Source organism: Microbacterium sp. NPDC064942 (assembly GCF_049545525.1).
Classification (GTDB): domain Bacteria; phylum Actinomycetota; class Actinomycetes; order Actinomycetales; family Microbacteriaceae; genus Microbacterium; species Microbacterium gawkjiense.
In genome coordinates this window covers 436,929-454,340 of the sequence record NZ_JBMWDR010000001.1, presented here as the reverse complement: position 1 = coordinate 454,340, position 17,412 = coordinate 436,929, and the positions used below count along the sequence as shown (strand labels likewise).

Genomic DNA, 17,412 nt, shown 5'->3' with positions numbered 1-17,412 from the left:
CAGTCTGCCGGGTCGGAACCCTGTCTCAGCGGACGACGAGGCGCGGTTGGACCAGCACGTGCCCCTCGCCGTCCCCGGCGGCGCGGCGCTCGATGCGGCCACCGCTGCCCATCAGCAGGTCGAGGGTGCCGGCGGCGACCAGTTCGGGCAGCTGCTCGACGCTCGACAGGCCCAGGGCCTCGACGGCGGGGGCGTTGTTGAACCCGATGATGAGCACGTCCGGCCGCTGCGCCGCGACGGCGGCGACGTGCGCGCCGACGGCGAAGGTGTCGCTCGCACACACGATCGCGTCGACTGCCGTCGTCGCCAGCAACTCCGCGACCTGCTCCCGCGCCTCGGCGACCCGCTCCTCGGCCGACAGGCGCAGGTCGGGGCGGGCACCGGCATCCGTCATCGCCTCGCGCCACCCCCGCTCCCGGTCATCACCCGTCGGCGACCCCGCGGGCCAGCCGAGGAACGCGACGCGCGGCCCGACGGTGAGGGCGTGCTCGGTCGCGGCGCGCGTGCCCGAGGCGCCGTCGACGTCGACCCAGAGGTGCGCGCTGTCCTCGGGCGAGGCGACGTCCCACGGGCGGCCGAACGACACGTACGGCACGCCGCGATGTTCGAGGGTCCCGAGTTGGCGCCGCCGACCAGCCACCCCGCCGATCAACCCTCCCCCGGTCCCCGCGGACGCGTGCCGCTGAACTGGCGCGAGCTCATCCACACGTGAGGGTGACGGCCGGTCCTCAGACGACGGAGACGACCCGGCCGCCGGTGAGGCGCACGAGCTCGTCGAACGTCATCGGGAAGACCGTGTGCGGGGTGCCGCCGGCCGCCCAGATCTGCGGGTAGCGGGCGAGGTCCTCGTCGACGAGGGTCTCGAGCGGCGCGGGGTGCCCGGTGGGTGCGACGCCGCCGATGGCCTGGCCGGTCGCCTCGCGCACCTGATCGGGCGTCGCCCGGCTGATCCTCCCTCGCCCGAGGCGCGCGGCGAGGGCGGCGGTGTCGACGCGGTGGGCGCCGCTGGTCATGACGAGCAGGGGCGCACCGTCGCACTGGAACACGAGGCTGTTGGCGATCGCCCCGACCTCGACGCCGAGGGCGGCGGCGGCGAGCGCCGCGGTGGAAGCGGCGTCGGGCAGGACGACGATCTCCCCCGGGATGCCGGCGGCCCGCAGGGCGTCGTGCACGAGGCGGCTGCGCGTGCTGAGGTTGTCGGTCACGGGGTCAGCCTCTCGCCAGGATCTCGCCGTGGGGCATGAGCAGCCAGCCGTCCTCGGACGCAGCCCACTCGCGCCATCCCGCCGAGATGCGTTCGAGGTCGGCACGGTCGGCGATGTCCTGCTCGAGCGCGTGGTCGGCGTACGAGGAGTGCAGGGCGCGGTCGGCCCACGATCCGCCCCACCAGGCCCGCTGCTCGTCGGTCTCGAACAGCCAGGTCGACGCGCTCACGGCGACGTCGGCGAACCCGGCCGCGCGCGCCCACGCCTTGAGGCGTCGTCCCGCCGACGGCTCACCGCCGTTGGTGCGCCCCATCCGCAGCAGCAGGTCGAGCCAGTCGTCGAGCGCGGGGATGTGGGGGTGGATGATGATGCCCGCGTAGTCGACCTCGCGCGCGGCGACGAGCCCGTCCGGCCCCGCGACGCGACGGAACTCGCGCAGGGCGTCGACGGGACGTGCGAGGTGCTGCAGCAGCTGGTGAGTGTGCACGATGTCGAAGAATCCGTCTGCGGCGTCGAGGCGGTAGGCGTCGGCGGTCGCGAAGGTGACGTTCGTGACGCCCTCGGCCACGGCATGGGCCTGCGCCTGGGCGACGACGTCGGCCGACGCGTCGACGCCGACGACCCGGCCGGGGGCGAGGCGACGCGCCAGGTCGACGGTGATCGTGCCCGGGCCCGCGCCGACGTCGAGGAGCGAGGCGCCGGGCCGCAGGTGCGGCAGCAGGTACCCGACCGAGTTCTCCGCCGTCCGCCAGGTGTGCGCCCGCAGCACGCTCTCGTGGTGGCCGTGGGAGTACCGCTCGGTCTGCATGGTCGACAGCCTAGGCGTCGAGCGATATGCGAGGCAGAATGATGACGGATGCCGCACATCGGCGGCATCCGCACCGCAGCGCCCACAAGGCCCGCCGAGAAGGAATGCAATGACGCACACCCTGCCCCTGCCCGATCTCACCCACGAACGTGTGGAGGTGATCACGGGTCGGCGCAGCGGACTCGTCGTCACCGTCGCCCTGCACTCCTCGGCGCTCGGGCCCGCCCTCGGCGGCGCCCGCCTGTGGCGTTACCCGCACTGGTCCGATGCGATGGGCGACGCGCTGCGGCTGTCGGCCGCGATGACGCTCAAGAACGCGACTGCGGGGCTGGATGCCGGGGGCGGCAAGTCGGTCATCGCGCTGCGCGAGGGCGACACGCTCGACGCCGAGCGTCGACGCGCGGCCTTCCTCGACCTCGGCGACGCCGTCGAGTCGTTCGGCGGCCTGTACCGGACGGCGGAGGACGTGGGCTCGACGACGGAGGACATGCTCGTCGTCAGCGAGCGCACGGCGCACGTCGTGGGGCTGCCCGACTCGGTCGGGGGCTCGGGCGAGCCTGCCGGTCCCACGAGCCGCGGTGTGTACGCCGCCCTCCGTGCGACGCTCGAGCGGGTCGCGGGGTCCCCCGAGGTGGCCGGCCGCCGCATCACGATCTCGGGCCTCGGTCAGGTCGGCAGCCGGCTCGCCGTGCGTCTGTCGGGCGAGGGCGCGCTCCTCACTGTCACCGACGTGAACCCGGCGAAGATGTCGCTCGCGGCGGAGCTCGGCGCGACGTGGGTCGAGCCCGGCACCGAGCACCTCGTGCCGGCGGACGTGTTCGTCCCGGCCGGCATCGGCGGCGTCCTGGACGACGACGTCATCGACGCGCTCGCGGCGAAGGCCGTTTGCGGACCCGCGAACAACCCGCTCGCCGACCGCTCGGGCGCCGCACGCCTGGCCGACCGCGGCATCCTCTACGCTCCCGACTTCGTCGCGAATGCCGGCGGCGTCATCTACCTCGACGTCGAGGCGCGGACGCCCGGTCACCGCGACGAGATCGCGACCCGCATCGACGGTATCGGCGACACCCTGCGCCGGCTGTTCGACGACGCCGCCGCACGCGGGGTCACCCCGCTCGACGCGGCCGAGGCCTACGCGGCCGAGCGGCTGGCGGCCGGCCGGCGCGAGCCCGCGGCGGTCTGATCGTGCGCCCGGGGCCCGCTGCGGCGGGTACCGGGCCGCTCGGGCCGGGACGGCGGGCGGCGGCATCGCGACGATCGACTGGCAGTCGACCGCGTGCGGCGACCCCGCGGCCGACGTCGCGATGACCCGGCTGCTGTTCACCGAGGCCGAGCTCTTCCCCGGCGCCTCGCGTGCGCAGCTGCTCCTCTACGGCGCGGCGCGGGGGGCGATGGGACGGATGTACCTCTCGGAGTACATGTCCGTCACGGGGATGACCACGGCGCGGCTCGACCGCTGGGCAACGCTGCCGGACTGAAGACGTCAGAGACAGCGAAAGACCCCCGCGAGCGGGGGTCTTTCCGGTGGTGGACCTGAGGGGATTCGAACCCCTGACCTCTTCATTGCGAACGAAGCGCGCTACCAACTGCGCCACAGGCCCGGAAGCCTCAACATTACCACGACCGAACGGGCCGCTCGAACGCGAGGCGGGGTCTCACTGCCCCGATGCGCGGCGTGCGAGCAGCTCCCGCACGTGCGCCTCGATGCGGTCGTCGTCGGCCGGTCCGGCGAAGGCGACCTCGGCCGCACGGGTGCGACGGGCGGTGTCGATCGACGGCGGCGCGGCCTGCGCGGCACGCTCGCGCATCGCCTCTTCGACGGCCGCCTGACGCAGCGCCTCGCGCGCCTCGGACGCGTCGAGCACGGCCGCGGCGCGGGAGCCCGCCGAGGCGGTGAGCGGTCGCGGAAGGGTGCGCGGCGTCCACTCCGCGCGGTCGGAGTCGAGCGCGACGTCCTGCACGGCGCCCGGGGCACGCACGACCACGGCGGGGAGGATGCGGGATGCCGCGCGTCGCGCGACGGTGTTCATGCGTGCGAGCACGAGCAGGCTCGACGCGGCGACGACGGCTCCGACCGCGAGCAGGGTCCACCCGGCGCCGATCGCGCCGAGGTAACCCCCGACACCGGCCGCGACGACGGCGAGGACACCGACGATGGTCGCGGTCAGCCGCACGCGACGACGTGCGCGCGCACGCCGGGCCGCCGGCAGCGCTCGAGCCGCAGCGGCCTCCGCGATGGCACGCTCGCGGGCGATGGCGGCATCCGCTCGGGCTTTCTCGCGTGCCGCCTCGGCGTCGGCGACCGCACGACGACGGTCGGCCTTCGCGAGCTCGCGGTCGAGCGCGGCCTGCGCCTTCGCGGCAGCCAGTTCGGCGCGTGCGGCCTCGAGGCCGACGCTCTCCTGCTCGGCCTGCACACGACGCGCGAGGCGCTGCTGTGCGAGCGCGGTGCGCGCGTTGAGCTCGAGGCGCACCTCGCCGGGGGTCTCGCTCGTCTCGGCGAGGACACGGAGAGCCTGGTTCAGACGCACGGCGTTCCGTTCGGCAGCCTGGTACTGGTACCGGCTGTGCCACGAGGGCAGGAGGTACAACAGCCACAAGAGGACGGCAACGAGGACGATCACCCCGCCACCCATCACCTGCTCACCCATGCCGCTCACCGTATGTCGCCGGAGCGGTGGGGGCCTGCATCCGCTGGGCGTGTCTGAACTTCTGGTTGAGGGTTAACGGTCCGACGGAGGGATGGATGCCGCATCCTGCGGCGCGCGCCCCGCCAACCACCGGTTGAGGACGCCCTCCCGGACCTCTTCGCGCACGAGCGCGAACGCGTAGTGGTCGCGCCACTCGCCGTCGATGTGGATGTAGCGCCGCCGCAGCCCCTCGTAGCGGAAGCCGAGCTTCTGCACGACCCGCAGGCTCTTGGCGTTTTCGGGGCGGATGCAGATCTCCATCCGGTGCAGACGCAGGTCCTCGAAGCAGACGTCCGTCGCGAGCGCGACCGAGGTCGGCGTGATGCCCTTGCCGGCGAAGCGCTCACTCACCCAGTACCCGATCGTCGCCGACGACAGCGACCCGCGGGCGATCCCCCACACGTTCAACTGCCCGGCGATCTCGCCGTCGTACTCCATGACGAAGGGCACACCGGTGCCGTCGCGGTACTGCTGCAGCAACCGGCGCACCCCGCTGCGCATGTCGAGCGAGATCGGACCGTCGGGGCTCGTCGCCTCCCACTGCCGCAGCCACGACCGGTTCTGCACGAGCTCGGTCTGTAACGTCTTCGCGTCACGCGGTCGCACGAGCCGGATCGAGATCGGGCCGTGCGCTCGCACGACCGGCCCGTCCATGCCCATCAGTGACGCGTCGGGTTCACAGACCCGATGCGAAGTCCTTGATCCACGGCCGGAGCTCGGCGCCCAGGTCCTCACGGTCGACCGCGAGCTGGACGATCGCCTTGATGTAGTCGGCACGGTCACCCGTGTCGTAGCGGCGACCGCGGAAGACGACGCCGAGGACGCCCTCGGTCGAGGCGAGCTCCTCGAGCGCGTCGGTCAGCTGGATCTCGCCGCCCTTGCCGGGCTCGGTGCGCTCGAGCACATCGAAGACGCCGGGCGTCAGGACGTAGCGGCCGATGATGGCGTAGTTGGAGGGGGCATCCTCCTTCTTCGGCTTCTCGACGAGACCCGTGACCTTGACCACGTCCTCCTCGTCGGTCGCCTCGACGGCGGCGGCACCGTACATGTGGATCTGGTCGGGCGAGACCTCCATGAGCGCGACGACGGTCAGGCCGGTCTTCTTGTTCTGCTCGAGCATCTTCTCGAGCAGCACGTCGCGCGCGTCGATCAGGTCGTCGCCGAGCAGCACCGCGAACGTGCTGTCGCCCACGTGCGAACGGGCACGCAGCACCGCGTGACCGAGACCCTTCGGCTCGCCCTGCCGGACGAAGTGGATGTCGGCCATGTCCGACGAGTCCTGCACCCGCTTGAGCTTCTCGTGGTCGCCCTTCTTCGAGAGGTTGGACTCGAGCTCGGGGACGGAGTCGAAGTGGTTGGAGATGTTGTTCTTGTTGCGCCCCAGGATGATGAGCACATCGTCGATGCCGGCTGAGACGGCCTCCTCGACGACGTACTGGATCGCGGGCTTGTCGACGACCGGCAGCATCTCCTTCGGCATGGCTTTCGTGGCGGGCAGGAAGCGGGTGCCCAGACCCGCGGCAGGGATGACGGCTTTGATGCGCTCGGCAGACATGACCATCACCATACAGATCAGTCGTGTCCTGCATATGACGCGGCCGGGACGGCGGGCGTGTCCCTTTAGAATCGGACCATGACCGGCCCCGTGGACAGCGAGAAACGCGCGCTGCGCGCCGAGCTCCGCGAACGCCGACAGCAGCGCTCGGCCGGCGCTCTCGAGGAGGCCGCCGCCGGCATCCGGACCCAGCTCGACGCGCTCGTCGCCGAGCACGGCGTCCGATCCATGTCCTGCTTCCTCTCGACGACGACCGAGCCTGGCACGCGCGAGTTCATCGCCGCTGCGGTGGCGCGCGGCATCCGGGTCCTCCTGCCGGTGACCCGTGCCGACGGCCTGCTCGACTGGGCGGTCGCCGAGCACGAGGGCGACATCGCCGAGGGCATGTTCGGCCTGCCCGAACCCTTGGGCGAACTGCTCAGCCCCGTCGCCGTGAACGACGTCGACCTGCTCGTGATCCCCGCGGCCGCCGTCGACCGCAGCGGGATGCGGCTGGGCTGGGGGCGTGGTTACTTCGACAAGACCATCGGCTCGATGGAGAAGTGCCCGCCCGTCTACGCCGTCATCTTCGACTCCGAGCTGGTCGACGAGGTCCCGCGCGAACTGCACGACCAGCCCGTCTCGGGGGTCGTCACCCCCACCCGCACCGTCCGCCTTCCCCTTCGCTGAGTCACCCGAGGTCCCATGCCCACCTACGCCTATGCCTGCACCGCGTGCGGCCACCGTTTCGACACCGTCCAGTCGTTCTCCGACGCCGCGCTCACCGAGTGCCCCGAGTGCGGCGGTCTCGTCCGCAAGCAGTACGGCTCGATCGGCGTGACCTTCAACGGCTCGGGCTTTTACCGCACCGACTCGCGCAGCACCAGCTCCCCCGCATCCTCTGGCGAAAGCTCGGGTTCTTCGACATCATCGAAGAAATCCGAAGCGTCCGCTTCGCCCGCCCCCGCGGGTTCGTAGCCCCGGCTCCGTGCCGGCGGAGGGAGGAGGAGCCGTGATCCAGGGCTTCAAAGACTTCATCATGCGCGGCAACGTCATCGACCTGGCGGTCGCCGTGGTCATCGGCGGTGCGTTCACCGCGTTGGTCACCGCGATCGTGACCAGCATCATCAACCCGCTGATCGCGCTCTTCTACCTGCCCGACCCGAAGACGGGGTCGATCGGTCCCTCGTTCGTCGGAATCCACGGTGAACCGGTCACCTTCCCGCTCGGTGGTCTTCTCACCGCGATCATCAGCTTCTTCGCCGTCGCGCTCGTCGTCTACCTCGTGTTCGTCGTCCCAATGAACAAGTGGAAGGAGCGTCAGGCCGCCAAGGCCGGCGTCGTCGAGGAGGAGGCGAAGCTCCCCACCGAGGCCGAGCTGCTCGTCCAGATCCGCGACCTGCTCGAGAAGCAGGGCAGCGCGCCCGCACCGGCCACGCGCCGGTCGACCGAACCGCCGTCGCCGTCGATCTGACGCGTCAGTAGTGCGGCGGGACGTCGTTCCGCAGTCGTTCATCGTTCGGGCCGGATGCCGGGGGTTCCCCCGCGTCCGGCCCGTTCGGCGTCTCGGGGGCCGGGTCCGTGCCCGGCGCAGGGGTCAGCCGCGCACGACGGGACCCCGGCACCCGCTCGACGCGCTGGCGCTCAGTCGACATCGATCGGCTGGGTGGATCCGGGGGCGGACGGCGTCTCGGGCTGCACGCCGATGACCCCGGCGATGCGGAGAGCCACGGCGGCGGGATCGTTGTAGACGTCGAACGCGTGGACGCGCACGTAGTGCCAGCCGAGCCGGCGCAGCAGCTGCGGTCGCCGACGGAGCGTCTCGCGCAGGCTGTCGTGCGTGCTCTCGGGATCGATGTCGGCCACGACGGCCTTGCCCTTGTACTGCGCGACCAGCGGCAGCTGACCGCCGCGGTAGTGCACGTCGACGGAGACTCCGAGGCTCCGCAGGTGCTGGGCGAGGGTCAGGGTGAGCGGATCGGCGAGGTCCTCCAGTCGCGCGTCGCGTCCCCGCGCGGCGATCCGACCGAGGATGGCCATGAGGGTGGCGGCGCCGAAGGTCAGGCGTCCCTCGTCGAAGGCCGAGGGCCGGATCGACGAGACGATCACCATCGACCGGCGGGCGCGGGTCATGCCGACCGTCAGAAGCCGCTCGCCGTCGGCGGTGGACAGGTCGCCGAAGTCGCTGAGGACGCGGCCGTGCTTGGTCAGACCGAACCCGAGCGAGAAGATGACGCGGTCGCGGCTCTCGGCGACCGATTCCTCGAGGCCGAGGACGGCGAACGGCTCGGCGGTCTCGCGGCCGACGAAGTCGGCGACGTCCGAACGCCCCGCGAACGCGCTCGCGACCGCCGCGCGCACGCGCTCGGCGTGGCGCGCCGACGCGGTGACGACCATGAGCGACTCGGCGGGACGGTTGATCGCGTGCTCGACGACGAGCGTGACGACGCGGGCGACCTCGGCATCCGGGCTCTCCACGGCCCCCGTGTCGGGGTTCGGCGCGCCCGTGCCGCCCTCGACGTAGTCGACGCTGAGGCTGCCGCGACCGAGGTACGACCCCGCCCAGGGAAGCGAGCCGATCGCACCGCCGTAGAACGCGTCGTTGACGAGCTCGGCGAGGTCCTCTCCCCCGGCGCGGTAGCTGCGGGTCAGGGTCTCGACGGGGATCAGTTCGCTCAGTCGCTCGAAGACGCTCGTGTCGTCGAACGGCACCTCGGGCGCCTCCGGGTCGTCGCCGCGTCCCGACCAGAGCCGGAACGGTGTCGGCTTCTGCGTCACCGGGTCGCCGAAGACGACGATCTGCCGGGCGCGGCGCAGCGCGGGCGTCGCCTCGGCGAGGCACAGCGCGGCCGCGTCGGCGATGATGACGACGTCGAACTCGGGGTGATCCGGCACGTGCGGCACCTCGTAGGGCGACGCGAGCCAGACCGGCGCGAGCACGCGCATGAGGGTCGGCGCCGAGGCGACGAGCTCCGACGCCGACGCGGTGCCGCCGCGCAGCGCCGACTTCAGCGAGGCCGCCTCGCGCGGCTCGTCGACGATCGCGATGCGCCACCGCTTGGCGAGTTCCGAGGCCAGCAGGGGCCCGGACGACGAGGCGTGCGCTTCATCGACGAGACGGAAGTCGCGCTCGAGGCGGTCGAGCACCGTGGTGTTCGCGCCGAGCAGGGCGCGATCCGAGCGCAGCATGGCCTCGAGCGCGGAACGCCACCATGCGTACTCGAACTCCGCGGCCACCTCGGACTCGGGGACGTGGCGGGTCGAGAGCTCCATGAGGAGGGGCTCGAGACCGAGCTGCGCGAGTTCGCTGCGCAGCGCTGCACGCTCGACGAGGTTGTCGAAGACGTCGGATGCCGCGGCGAGGCCCGCGAGCGTCCGCAGCAGCTGCGGGATCGGCAGGCTCGCCAGCGGCTCGGTGCGACCGAGCGCGCGGTCGAGGTCGGCGAGGTCGGCGTTCGCCCGCTGCCATGCGGCCGCGACGTCGTCGAGGCCGATCGGGATCTCGGGCGTGACGCCGGCATCGACGAGCTGCTGCCACTGCGTGCGCTGATTCTGCACCCGCAGGAGCGCGTCGTGCATGTCGGTGACGTGCATGCCGGGCCGCACGTACTCCTTCGACAGGCGGCGCAGACGTCGGCGGTTGGCCGTCGTCATCTGCGCCGAGTCCCGGCGCGACGAGTGGGCGGCGATCAGGTCGGTGAGGGGGCGCTCGAACACGGTGGGGCTGAAGCGGTCGAGCGAGGCGCGGATGCCCTGCAGCAGCTGCACGTACGAGCCCATCTCGGCGATGGTCGTGAACGGCCGCATCCGCGTCTGGCCGATCAGCTCGTAGCCGCGCTCGAGGAGCGCGGGGACCTCGGCGCGGTGCAACCGGCCGGCCAGCGCGTGCGCGGCGCGGGCCTCGTCGGTCGTCGAGAACGCCACGCCGTACCAGGGCGAGTCGTCGGGTCCGATGCGGAACTCGCCGAGGCGAGCGGATGCCGCGAGTGCCTCCGCGGCCTCGACGCGGCGCGTCGCGAGGCGCTGCACCGTCGCGAGGTCGAAGCGTGTGGTGGCGCTCGGCTGCGGCTCGTGGTCGGCGATGCGCGTGAGTTCGCGCAGGGCCTCGAGCGGGGAGACACCGACCGAGGCGTGACGCTGGGTCAGCGCGGCACGGTAGTCGCGCAGCACGGTGCGCAGGCGCACGAGGGCGTCGTCCACCTCGGCGACCTTGGGCTGTTCGGCCTTCTCGTTGCGGGCGATCGCGCGGATGAGGTCGCGGTGCAGCCGGGTCGGCGACACCGCGAGGCCGGGCAGGCCGATGCCGGCCAACCGGTGGCGGACGCCGTCGAGGGTCGACCGGCGGGCGCTCACGACGAGCACCCGCTTTCCCGAGCGGACGAGCTCGCCGACGGCGTTGATGACCGTCTGCGTGCCGCCCGTTCCGGGAAGGGTGTGGACGGCCAGCGACTGCCCCGCGGTGATACGGGCGAGCACCGCCTCCTGCTCCGCATCCGCGTCGAGGATCAGGCGGTCCGAGGCGGGCGTGCGGTCGTCGGGGCCGACGGCGTCGGGCTGCGGGCGCACGAACGAGAGGCGCTCGCGATCGGCGGGGTGACCCGCGAGCGCATTGAGCACGGGGTGGTCGAGGTCGACGGCGTCCCGCTCCATGTCGGAGGCGACGTCGGCGAAGGTCGAGACCACGAGCCGCGGCTGCACCGTGAAGGTGGGGACGTGCGCCGTCAGGGCGCGCAGCCGGTCGATGACGGGCTGCGGCTGGAACACGCCGCCGTCGTAGGCGAGGGCGGCGAGCGCGTCGCCGTCGAGGTCGACGCCGAAGTGGATGCGGGCCGCGGTGACCAGTTCGCGGTTGACATGGAAGGGGCCGTGCAACCGCAGGTCGAAGTCGATGTGGTGACGGCGGATCGTCAGCGGACGCAGCAGGACGGGCGCGGTGCAGCTGACCCCGCCGATGCGCCACGACGCCATGCCGATGGCCAGGTGCACGGTGTCGAGGCCCCGCGCCGTGCGCAGTTCGACGTCCTTCGACGTGATGCGCTCGGCGGCCAGACGCGCGGTGCGGAGGGCCACCTCGTCGCGGAACATGTTCGACAGCAGGGTGGGACGACCCGTGATGAACTGCGGCAGGCTGCCCGGGTGGGCCTTGGTGATGTCGATGCCGGCGTCGCCGTCGTCGCGATAATGGAGGAGCGTCGAGGCGCCGCCCAGGTGTGCGGCCTCCTCGCGCAGTCGCTTGCGCTCGGGGACGGCCGCGTGCATGACGAGGACCTCGGGGTCGGACAGCGTCACGTCCGCCGGGGTCACCGCGGGCATCTGCTCGGCACTCTCGCCGCGCACAGCACCGCTCTCTGCTCGCCACACACGGAAAACACTAGGCGCGTCGAGCCCGGAAAGCGGGATCGACGGCCGAGTTTCGCGGATCGACCCTCACTCGGGCGCCGATTCCTCCACATCCGGGTCGGGATGCCGCTTCTCCCCCGCCCGCTCCTCCCCCGTTCTGGGCGTCTCGGCCCCGCAGCCATGATGAGGACATGACGATCGCAACCTACTCGGTGCACCCGACACCGATCGGCGAGGCCCTCCTGGTGACGACCGAGGAGGGTCTCGTCGCGCTGTCGGTGCTGGACGGCCCGGCCTACGCCGAGGTCTCCCGGCTCAGCCTGCTGCTGCACAGCGTGCCGGTGCCCGACGACGGTCCGGCGCGGGAGGCAGCCGGCGAGCTCGACGAGTACTTCGCCGGCGCACGGCGGAACTTCTCGGTGCCGCTCGACTGGCGACTCACGGCGGGCTTCACGCGGCAGGCACTCGAGGCCATCGCCGGGATCCCGTACGGCGAGACGGCGTCGTACGCCGAGATCGCCATCGCCGCGGGGTCCCCGCGGGCGCATCGCGCGGTGGGGACCGCGTGCGCCCGCACCCCCTGGTCGATCGTGCTGCCCGCTCACCGTGTGATCCGCAGCGACGGCTCCCTCGGCGAGTACGGCGGCCGGCCCGAGCACAAGCGGTTCCTCCTCGACCTCGAGGAGCGGGTCGCGGGCGCGACGGGCCGCGCATGACGGAGGCGGGCAGGGGCGTGTAGGCCGTCCCTGCCCGCCTCGTCGCGGCATCCGCTCTTAGTGGTCGACCGCCTTCTCGGCGCCGTACCCTGTCAGCGAGCGGACCTCCATCTCGGCGGCCTTCGTGGCGTCCTCGGCCTTGCGGGAGGTCACCGACCCCAGCCAGCCGAGGAGGAAGCCCACCGGGATCGAGACGATGCCCGGGTTGTTGAGCGGCCAGATCGCCGTGCCGACGTTCTTGAATACACTCGTCTCGGTGCCCCAGAACACGGGCGACAGGACGATGAGCACGATCGCGGTCGCGAGTCCCCCGTACATGCTCCACACGGCGCCGCGCGTCGTGAACTTGCGCCAGAACAGCGAGTACAGGATCGTCGGCAGGTTGGCCGAGGCGGCTACCGCGAAGGCCAGCGCGACGAGGAACGCCACGTTCTGCCCCTGCACGCCGATGCCACCCAGGATCGCGAGCACACCGATCACGATGACCGTGCGACGGGCGACCTTGACCTCGCCGTCCGGCGGCACGTTCCCCTTCTTCACGACGTTCGCGTAGATGTCGTGCGCGAAGGATGCGGCCGCGGTGATCGTGAGTCCTGCGACGACGGCGAGGATCGTGGCGAATGCGACAGCCGAGATGAAGCCGAGCAGGACCGGCCCGCCGAGCGCCGCCGCGAGCAGCGGTGCCGCCGAGTTGACGCCACCGGGTGCCGCCTTGATCGTCTCGGATCCGACGATGGCGCCGGCGCCGTAGCCGAGGACCAGCGTCAGCAGGTAGAAGAGTCCGATCAGCCAGATCGCCCAGACCACCGAGCGACGCGCCTCCTTGGCCGTCGGGACGGTGTAGAAGCGCATCAGGACGTGAGGCAGACCCGCAGTGCCGAGCACGAGCGCGATCGCGAGGGAGATGAAGTCCCACGGATTGGCCCCGTACTGCAGGCCGGGACCGAGGATCGCGTCCTGCGGATCGGTCGTCGACTTCTGCACGGCCGCCTCGAGAAGCGTGTCGAGGCTGAACCCGTTGATCGCGAGCACCCAGATCGTCATGACGATGGCGCCGCCGATGAGCAGGAACGCCTTGACGATCTGCACCCACGTCGTGCCCTTCATGCCACCGATGAGGACGTAGACGATCATCAGCACACCGACGACGGCGACGACGATCGACTGCCCGATCTGCTCGGTGATCCCCAGCAGCAGCGAGACGAGACCACCCGCACCGGCCATCTGGGCGAGCAGGTAGAAGAAGCACACCGCGAGCGTCGTGATCGCTGCGGCGAGCCGCACCGGGCGCTGCTTCAGACGGAACGACAAGACGTCGGCCATCGTGAACTTGCCCGTGTTGCGCATGAGCTCGGCGACCAGCAGCAGCGCGACGAGCCACGCGACGAGGAAGCCGATCGAGTAGAGGAACCCGTCGTAGCCGTTGATCGCGATCGCGCCGACGATGCCGAGGAAGGATGCCGCCGACAGGTAGTCGCCGGCGATGGCGAACCCGTTCTGCGGACCCGTGAAGGAGCGGCCGGCAGCGTAGTAGTCGGCGGCCGTCTTGTTGTTGCGACTGGCGCGGATGACGATGAACAGCGTCACCGCGACGAACGCACCGAAGATCGAGATGTTGAGGACGGGGTTGTTCTCGGCCGCTCCGGTGGGTGCCGCGGTGAGGAGGATCGGGCTCATCGGGCTTCCTGCCTCTCGAGGTCGGCGCGGATCTCGGAGGAGATCGGGTCGAGCCGGCGGTTCGCGAAGGCGACGTAGCCCATCGTGATGGCGAATGTGGTGACGAACTGTCCGAGGCCCAGGAGCAGGCCGATCGTGATGTGACCGAACACCTCCTGCGCCATGAAGTCCGGAGCAAAGGACGAGAGCAGGACGTAGACGAAGTACCAGATGAGGAAGAGCACGGCCAGCGGGAAGACGACGCTGCGGTGCTTCTTCTTCAGCTCGACGAACCGGGGCGATCGTTCGACCGCGACGTAGTCGATGGCACTCCCTTCCACGCCTCCGTGGGGTGACTGGGACGACATGTGGCCTCCTTGCCTCATGGGGTGAGCGACGGTGCTCGCACGGGCCGTTCCTGAGAATCGGCCGCGTGGTAGGTTCGACCGTACGAAGGCGGCAGAGGTGCCGTCACCCCCGGAAGTAGGTACGCGTGGGATCGTCGGTCGAGAGCGACGCGGACACGCGGCTCGTCTCCCGAGCCGTGTCCGATCTGGCCCGTCAGACGCGCTTCCCCGTCGTCTTCGGCGGTCTCGAACGCGGCGGCGCCGTCCACGTCACCGCGATCTCCGGCACCCACACCCGCAGCATCGAGGGACTCGTCGTCGAAGCCGGTCGCGGTCTGGGCGGTGCCGCGATGATCGAGAAGCGACCCCGCCTCGCCCTGGACTACCGCACCGCGCGCACGATCACGCACGACTACGACCGCGCCATCCTCGGTGAAGGCATCTCGACCCTGCTGGCCGTGCCCGTCGTCGTCACCGGCCGCCCGCGGGGCATCGTCTACTGCGGGTCCTGGACACCCGGCCCCGTCGGTGACCTCGTCAGCCGGCCCGCCTTCCGCGCCGCCGACATGCTCGCGACCGAGCTGCGCGTCCGCGAGGAGGTCGACCGTCGCGTCGCCGCGCTGACGCCCGCCGAACCCGCCCTGCCCGCCTCCGCGCAGGAGGATCTGCGCGAGAGCTACGCCGAGCTGCGGAGCATCGCGGCATCCGTCACCGACCCCGACCTGCGGGAGCGGATCGCGGCCGTCGAAAAGCGCCTCGCGGGGATGTCGCGACCGGCGGCGGCCGAGGCATCGCTCGACGTCGCCCTCTCGCCGCGCGAGCTCGATGTGCTCGCCTGCTGCGCGCTCGGCGCCACCAATGCCGAGATCGCCGCGTCGCTGTCGCTGCGCGAGGGGACGGTCAAGTCGTACCTGCAGGCGGCGATGGCGAAACTGGATGCCTCGACCCGCCACGCCGCCGTCGCCAAGGCGCGCCGGGTCGGACTTCTGCCGTAGCGAGCACGCGCGCCACTAGGGTGAGCGCATGGCCCGCAAAATCGTGCATCAGCTCGTCGACGACCTGGACGGCACCGTCCTCGAGGTCGGCGACGGAGAGACCGTGCTCTTCTCCCTCGACGGCACCGCCTACGAGATCGACCTCACCCACGACAACGCGAACGCCCTGCGCGACGTCCTGGCGCCGTACATCGACGCCGCGCGTCGTGTCTCGTCGCGCGGGACGACCTCACGCGCGGTCACCTCGTCGATCGGCGGCGGCCGCAAGCAGAAGCGAGCCGGGCAGCGCGATTACGCACCGATCCGCGAGTGGGCCGCGAAGAACGGCTACCAGGTCTCGGAGCGCGGTCGCGTGCCGGCTCAGGTGCTCGACGCGTACGACGCCGCGCACTGACGGTCGCCGCGCCGCGGCATCCCCGCCCGATCAGCCGAGGACGAGGCTGACGGCGATGACGAGCATGATGACGGCGATGCCGGCGTCGAGGATGCGCCACGCGCGTGCCGTGCGCAGGAGCGGCGCGAGGTAGCGCGCGCCGTAGCCGAAGAGCACGAACCAGAGGGTGCTGCCGGCGACGCCGCCGGCGAGGAAGAACCACCGCGCGTCACCGTGCGTCGCCGCCACCGACCCCAGCACGACGGTCGTCTCGACGATCGCGTGGGGGTTCAACCAGGTGACGGCGAGGATGGTCAGGAGCGTCGCGGTCCTCGTCGCCGCGCGCGGCCGTACGAGGACGGTGCCGGGGGCCGCGGCATCCGTCGTCCCCTCCGGCTCGGCGGCCTCGAGGCTGCCGCCGCCGCGCCAGGCGCGCCGCGCGCTCACAACGGCGAACCCGACGATGAACGCCGCACCGGCCCACCGCGCGATCGTCTCGAGCCACGGGTGGGCGGTGACGAGGGTCGCGACGCCGGCGACGCCGAGGGTCTGCAGGATCGCGTCGCTGACGACGCAGACGAGCACGACGATCCCCACGTGTTCGCGCCGCAGACCCTGGCGCAGCACGATCGCGTTCTGCGCGCCGATCGAGACGATGAGACCGAGGCAGAGTCCGAGGCCCGAGAGGAAGGCGGCGAGTTCGGGAGTCACAGGTCCCACGGTAGGCAGCTCGTCTTCTGCAGTACAGCGAAGGATTCTGCATCATCTGAAGCATCGCTTCACTACGCTGGTGGCGTGGACATCCCGTTCGAGCACCTGCGCACGCTGGCCGCCGCCGTCGACGCCGGCACGCTGGATCGCGCGGCCGCACGGCTCGGGATCACCCCGAGCGCGGTCAGCCAGCGCATCCGCGTCATCGAGCAGCGCGTCGGCCGGGTGGTGTTGCGGCGCACCAAGCCGGTGACCGCGACGGAGGCGGGCGAGCCGCTCGTGCGTCTCGCGCGTCAGCTCGACCTGCTCGAGCACGACGCCCGCGCCGCCCTGGGCGACGAGGCGGGCTCCGCGGTGGTGCCGCTCGCCGTCAACGCCGACTCGCTCATCACCTGGTTCCTCCCGGCACTCACCGCCGTCACCGCCGCGCACCCGGTCACGTTCGAGCTGCACCGCGAGGACCAGGAACGCACGGCGCAGCTGCTCGCGGCGGGCACGGTCATGGCGGCCGTCACCTCGCAGCGCGACGCGGTGGCCGGATGCGTCTCCTCACCTCTGGGGCGGATGCGGTACACCGCCGTCGCAACGCGGGGCTTCGCAGATCGGTGGTTCCCGCAGGGGCTCGGGCGGGCCGCGCTCGAAGCCGCACCGCGCGTCGACTTCGACCGTCACGACACGCTGCAGAGCGCGTTCGCACGCCGACACGGCGCCCGGCGGGACGCCCCCCGCCACATCATCAGCGCGTCGGCCGAGTTCGCGCAGGCGATCACGATCGGCCTGGGGTGGGGGATGCTGCTGCCCGGCCAATTCGAGGCGGGTGTCGCCGACGGCTCGCTCGTCATTCTGGCCGACGACACGGTCGAGGTCCCCCTGTTCTGGCAGCGCTGGAACCTCTCGTCCCCGCTCCTCGAGACGGTCACGACGGCCGTCCGCGAGGCCGCGGACCGCTCGCCCGCCGTCGGGTAGCGCGCGCCCCGGGCCGCGTCAATCCCCTCCGCCGCGCGGGTGCGCGGGGCGATGGTGATCACCTGGCATAC

Annotated in this window: 20 protein-coding genes and 1 tRNA gene; 9 read left to right on the top strand and 12 right to left on the bottom strand. The window is 71.7% G+C overall.

Annotated features, from left to right (window positions below):
- Positions 1-25: 25 nt before the first annotated feature.
- From ACPEH2_RS02215 to ACPEH2_RS02205, 3 genes are all read right to left on the bottom strand, one after another.
- Positions 26-595, bottom strand: coding sequence for a substrate-binding domain-containing protein (locus ACPEH2_RS02215; protein WP_423718149.1), 570 nt, complete (start codon positions 593-595; stop codon positions 26-28).
- Between the two features lie 133 nt (positions 596-728).
- Positions 729-1,205 carry a YbaK/EbsC family protein gene (locus ACPEH2_RS02210; RefSeq protein WP_423718148.1) on the bottom strand — a complete coding sequence of 159 codons (477 nt, stop codon included), beginning with the start codon at positions 1,203-1,205 and terminating at the stop codon, positions 729-731.
- Between the two features lie 4 nt (positions 1,206-1,209).
- Complete coding sequence (locus tag ACPEH2_RS02205) at positions 1,210-2,013, bottom strand: methyltransferase domain-containing protein (RefSeq protein ID WP_423718147.1); 804 nt, start codon at positions 2,011-2,013, stop codon at positions 1,210-1,212.
- A gap of 109 nt (positions 2,014-2,122) precedes the next feature.
- On the opposite strand from ACPEH2_RS02205, the gene ACPEH2_RS02200 reads away from it, so the two are divergent.
- Together ACPEH2_RS02200 and ACPEH2_RS02195 are read left to right on the top strand one after the other, a co-directional pair.
- Complete coding sequence (locus tag ACPEH2_RS02200) at positions 2,123-3,196, top strand: Glu/Leu/Phe/Val dehydrogenase family protein (RefSeq protein ID WP_217532276.1); 1,074 nt, start codon at positions 2,123-2,125, stop codon at positions 3,194-3,196.
- A 121-nt stretch (positions 3,197-3,317) separates the two neighbouring features.
- Positions 3,318-3,491, top strand: coding sequence for a hypothetical protein (locus tag ACPEH2_RS02195; protein ID WP_423718146.1), 174 nt, complete (start codon positions 3,318-3,320; stop codon positions 3,489-3,491).
- 47 nt (positions 3,492-3,538) lie between these two features.
- On the opposite strand, the gene ACPEH2_RS02190 is transcribed toward ACPEH2_RS02195, so the two are convergent.
- From ACPEH2_RS02190 to galU, 4 genes are all read right to left on the bottom strand, one after another.
- Positions 3,539-3,614: transfer RNA gene (locus ACPEH2_RS02190), tRNA-Ala, on the bottom strand.
- 54 nt (positions 3,615-3,668) lie between these two features.
- A complete protein-coding gene (locus ACPEH2_RS02185) occupies positions 3,669-4,664 on the bottom strand; it encodes a large exoprotein (RefSeq protein WP_423718145.1) in 996 nt (331 codons plus the stop codon).
- A 72-nt stretch (positions 4,665-4,736) separates the two neighbouring features.
- Positions 4,737-5,357, bottom strand: coding sequence for a GNAT family N-acetyltransferase (locus tag ACPEH2_RS02180; protein WP_082886120.1), 621 nt, complete (start codon positions 5,355-5,357; stop codon positions 4,737-4,739).
- A 22-nt stretch (positions 5,358-5,379) separates the two neighbouring features.
- Positions 5,380-6,258, bottom strand: a complete 879-nt coding sequence (gene galU, locus ACPEH2_RS02175; RefSeq protein WP_253034081.1) for a UTP--glucose-1-phosphate uridylyltransferase GalU — start codon at positions 6,256-6,258, stop codon at positions 5,380-5,382.
- A gap of 78 nt (positions 6,259-6,336) precedes the next feature.
- Between galU and ACPEH2_RS02170 the strand changes: the two genes are divergently transcribed.
- From ACPEH2_RS02170 to mscL, 3 genes are read left to right on the top strand one after another with little or no spacing between them, the layout of a single operon-like run.
- Positions 6,337-6,927: a 5-formyltetrahydrofolate cyclo-ligase gene (locus ACPEH2_RS02170; protein ID WP_423718143.1), complete on the top strand. Its 591-nt coding sequence runs from the start codon at positions 6,337-6,339 to the stop codon at positions 6,925-6,927.
- A 15-nt stretch (positions 6,928-6,942) separates the two neighbouring features.
- Positions 6,943-7,215, top strand: coding sequence for an FmdB family zinc ribbon protein (locus tag ACPEH2_RS02165; protein ID WP_253034083.1), 273 nt, complete (start codon positions 6,943-6,945; stop codon positions 7,213-7,215).
- 34 nt (positions 7,216-7,249) lie between these two features.
- Positions 7,250-7,711: a large conductance mechanosensitive channel protein MscL gene (gene mscL / locus ACPEH2_RS02160; RefSeq protein ID WP_311284089.1), complete on the top strand. Its 462-nt coding sequence runs from the start codon at positions 7,250-7,252 to the stop codon at positions 7,709-7,711.
- A 4-nt stretch (positions 7,712-7,715) separates the two neighbouring features.
- On the opposite strand, the gene ACPEH2_RS02155 is transcribed toward mscL, so the two are convergent.
- The gene (locus tag ACPEH2_RS02155; RefSeq protein WP_217532260.1) at positions 7,716-7,892 is read right to left on the bottom strand and encodes a hypothetical protein; all 177 of its coding nucleotides are present in this window, start codon (positions 7,890-7,892) and stop codon (positions 7,716-7,718) included.
- Entirely contained in the window at positions 7,882-11,574 is a 3,693-nt protein-coding gene (locus tag ACPEH2_RS02150; RefSeq protein ID WP_423718142.1) for a DEAD/DEAH box helicase, read from the bottom strand. Before ACPEH2_RS02150 ends, ACPEH2_RS02155 begins: the two co-directional genes overlap by 11 nt.
- A 194-nt stretch (positions 11,575-11,768) precedes the next feature.
- Between ACPEH2_RS02150 and ACPEH2_RS02145 the strand changes: the two genes are divergently transcribed.
- On the top strand, positions 11,769-12,293 hold the full coding sequence (locus ACPEH2_RS02145; protein WP_423718141.1) for a methylated-DNA--[protein]-cysteine S-methyltransferase: 525 nt from the start codon (positions 11,769-11,771) through the stop codon (positions 12,291-12,293).
- A gap of 57 nt (positions 12,294-12,350) precedes the next feature.
- On the opposite strand, the gene ACPEH2_RS02140 is transcribed toward ACPEH2_RS02145, so the two are convergent.
- Both ACPEH2_RS02140 and ACPEH2_RS02135 read right to left on the bottom strand, forming a co-directional pair.
- On the bottom strand, positions 12,351-13,970 hold the full coding sequence (locus ACPEH2_RS02140; RefSeq protein ID WP_423718139.1) for a solute symporter family protein: 1,620 nt from the start codon (positions 13,968-13,970) through the stop codon (positions 12,351-12,353).
- The gene (locus ACPEH2_RS02135) at positions 13,967-14,317 is read right to left on the bottom strand and encodes a DUF485 domain-containing protein (RefSeq protein ID WP_423718138.1); all 351 of its coding nucleotides are present in this window, start codon (positions 14,315-14,317) and stop codon (positions 13,967-13,969) included. The genes ACPEH2_RS02140 and ACPEH2_RS02135 overlap by 4 nt, the downstream gene beginning before the upstream one ends.
- Before the next feature lie 125 nt (positions 14,318-14,442).
- Here ACPEH2_RS02135 and ACPEH2_RS02130 point away from each other — a divergent pair, with 125 nt between their 5' ends.
- Positions 14,443-15,291 (top strand): response regulator transcription factor, encoded by an 849-nt coding sequence (locus tag ACPEH2_RS02130; protein ID WP_423718137.1) that lies wholly within the window; start codon positions 14,443-14,445, stop codon positions 15,289-15,291.
- 28 nt (positions 15,292-15,319) lie between these two features.
- Positions 15,320-15,685, top strand: coding sequence for a histone-like nucleoid-structuring protein Lsr2 (locus ACPEH2_RS02125; RefSeq protein ID WP_423718136.1), 366 nt, complete (start codon positions 15,320-15,322; stop codon positions 15,683-15,685).
- A 30-nt stretch (positions 15,686-15,715) separates the two neighbouring features.
- Here the strand turns inward: ACPEH2_RS02125 and ACPEH2_RS02120 are convergent, their stop codons facing one another.
- Positions 15,716-16,375 carry a LysE/ArgO family amino acid transporter gene (locus tag ACPEH2_RS02120; RefSeq protein ID WP_423718135.1) on the bottom strand — a complete coding sequence of 220 codons (660 nt, stop codon included), beginning with the start codon at positions 16,373-16,375 and terminating at the stop codon, positions 15,716-15,718.
- A gap of 84 nt (positions 16,376-16,459) precedes the next feature.
- Here ACPEH2_RS02120 and ACPEH2_RS02115 point away from each other — a divergent pair, with 84 nt between their 5' ends.
- Positions 16,460-17,341: a LysR family transcriptional regulator ArgP gene (locus tag ACPEH2_RS02115; protein WP_217532239.1), complete on the top strand. Its 882-nt coding sequence runs from the start codon at positions 16,460-16,462 to the stop codon at positions 17,339-17,341.
- Positions 17,342-17,412: the final 71 nt, after the last annotated feature.

Excerpts from the sequence above, each read along its gene's own strand:
- ACPEH2_RS02205 (WP_423718147.1), bottom strand. The coding sequence starts at position 2,013 with ATGCAGACCGAGCGGTACTCCCACGGCCACCACGAGAGCGTGCTGCGG.
- ACPEH2_RS02200 (WP_217532276.1), top strand. The coding sequence starts at position 2,123 with ATGACGCACACCCTGCCCCTGCCCGATCTCACCCACGAACGTGTGGAG.
- ACPEH2_RS02195 (WP_423718146.1), top strand. The coding sequence starts at position 3,318 with ATGACCCGGCTGCTGTTCACCGAGGCCGAGCTCTTCCCCGGCGCCTCG.
- ACPEH2_RS02185 (WP_423718145.1), bottom strand. The coding sequence starts at position 4,664 with ATGGGTGAGCAGGTGATGGGTGGCGGGGTGATCGTCCTCGTTGCCGTC.
- ACPEH2_RS02180 (WP_082886120.1), bottom strand. The coding sequence starts at position 5,357 with ATGGACGGGCCGGTCGTGCGAGCGCACGGCCCGATCTCGATCCGGCTC.
- galU (WP_253034081.1), bottom strand. The coding sequence starts at position 6,258 with ATGTCTGCCGAGCGCATCAAAGCCGTCATCCCTGCCGCGGGTCTGGGC.
- ACPEH2_RS02170 (WP_423718143.1), top strand. The coding sequence starts at position 6,337 with ATGACCGGCCCCGTGGACAGCGAGAAACGCGCGCTGCGCGCCGAGCTC.
- ACPEH2_RS02165 (WP_253034083.1), top strand. The coding sequence starts at position 6,943 with ATGCCCACCTACGCCTATGCCTGCACCGCGTGCGGCCACCGTTTCGAC.
- ACPEH2_RS02155 (WP_217532260.1), bottom strand. The coding sequence starts at position 7,892 with ATGTCGACTGAGCGCCAGCGCGTCGAGCGGGTGCCGGGGTCCCGTCGT.
- ACPEH2_RS02145 (WP_423718141.1), top strand. The coding sequence starts at position 11,769 with ATGACGATCGCAACCTACTCGGTGCACCCGACACCGATCGGCGAGGCC.
- ACPEH2_RS02140 (WP_423718139.1), bottom strand. The coding sequence starts at position 13,970 with ATGAGCCCGATCCTCCTCACCGCGGCACCCACCGGAGCGGCCGAGAAC.
- ACPEH2_RS02135 (WP_423718138.1), bottom strand. The coding sequence starts at position 14,317 with ATGTCGTCCCAGTCACCCCACGGAGGCGTGGAAGGGAGTGCCATCGAC.
- ACPEH2_RS02125 (WP_423718136.1), top strand. The coding sequence starts at position 15,320 with ATGGCCCGCAAAATCGTGCATCAGCTCGTCGACGACCTGGACGGCACC.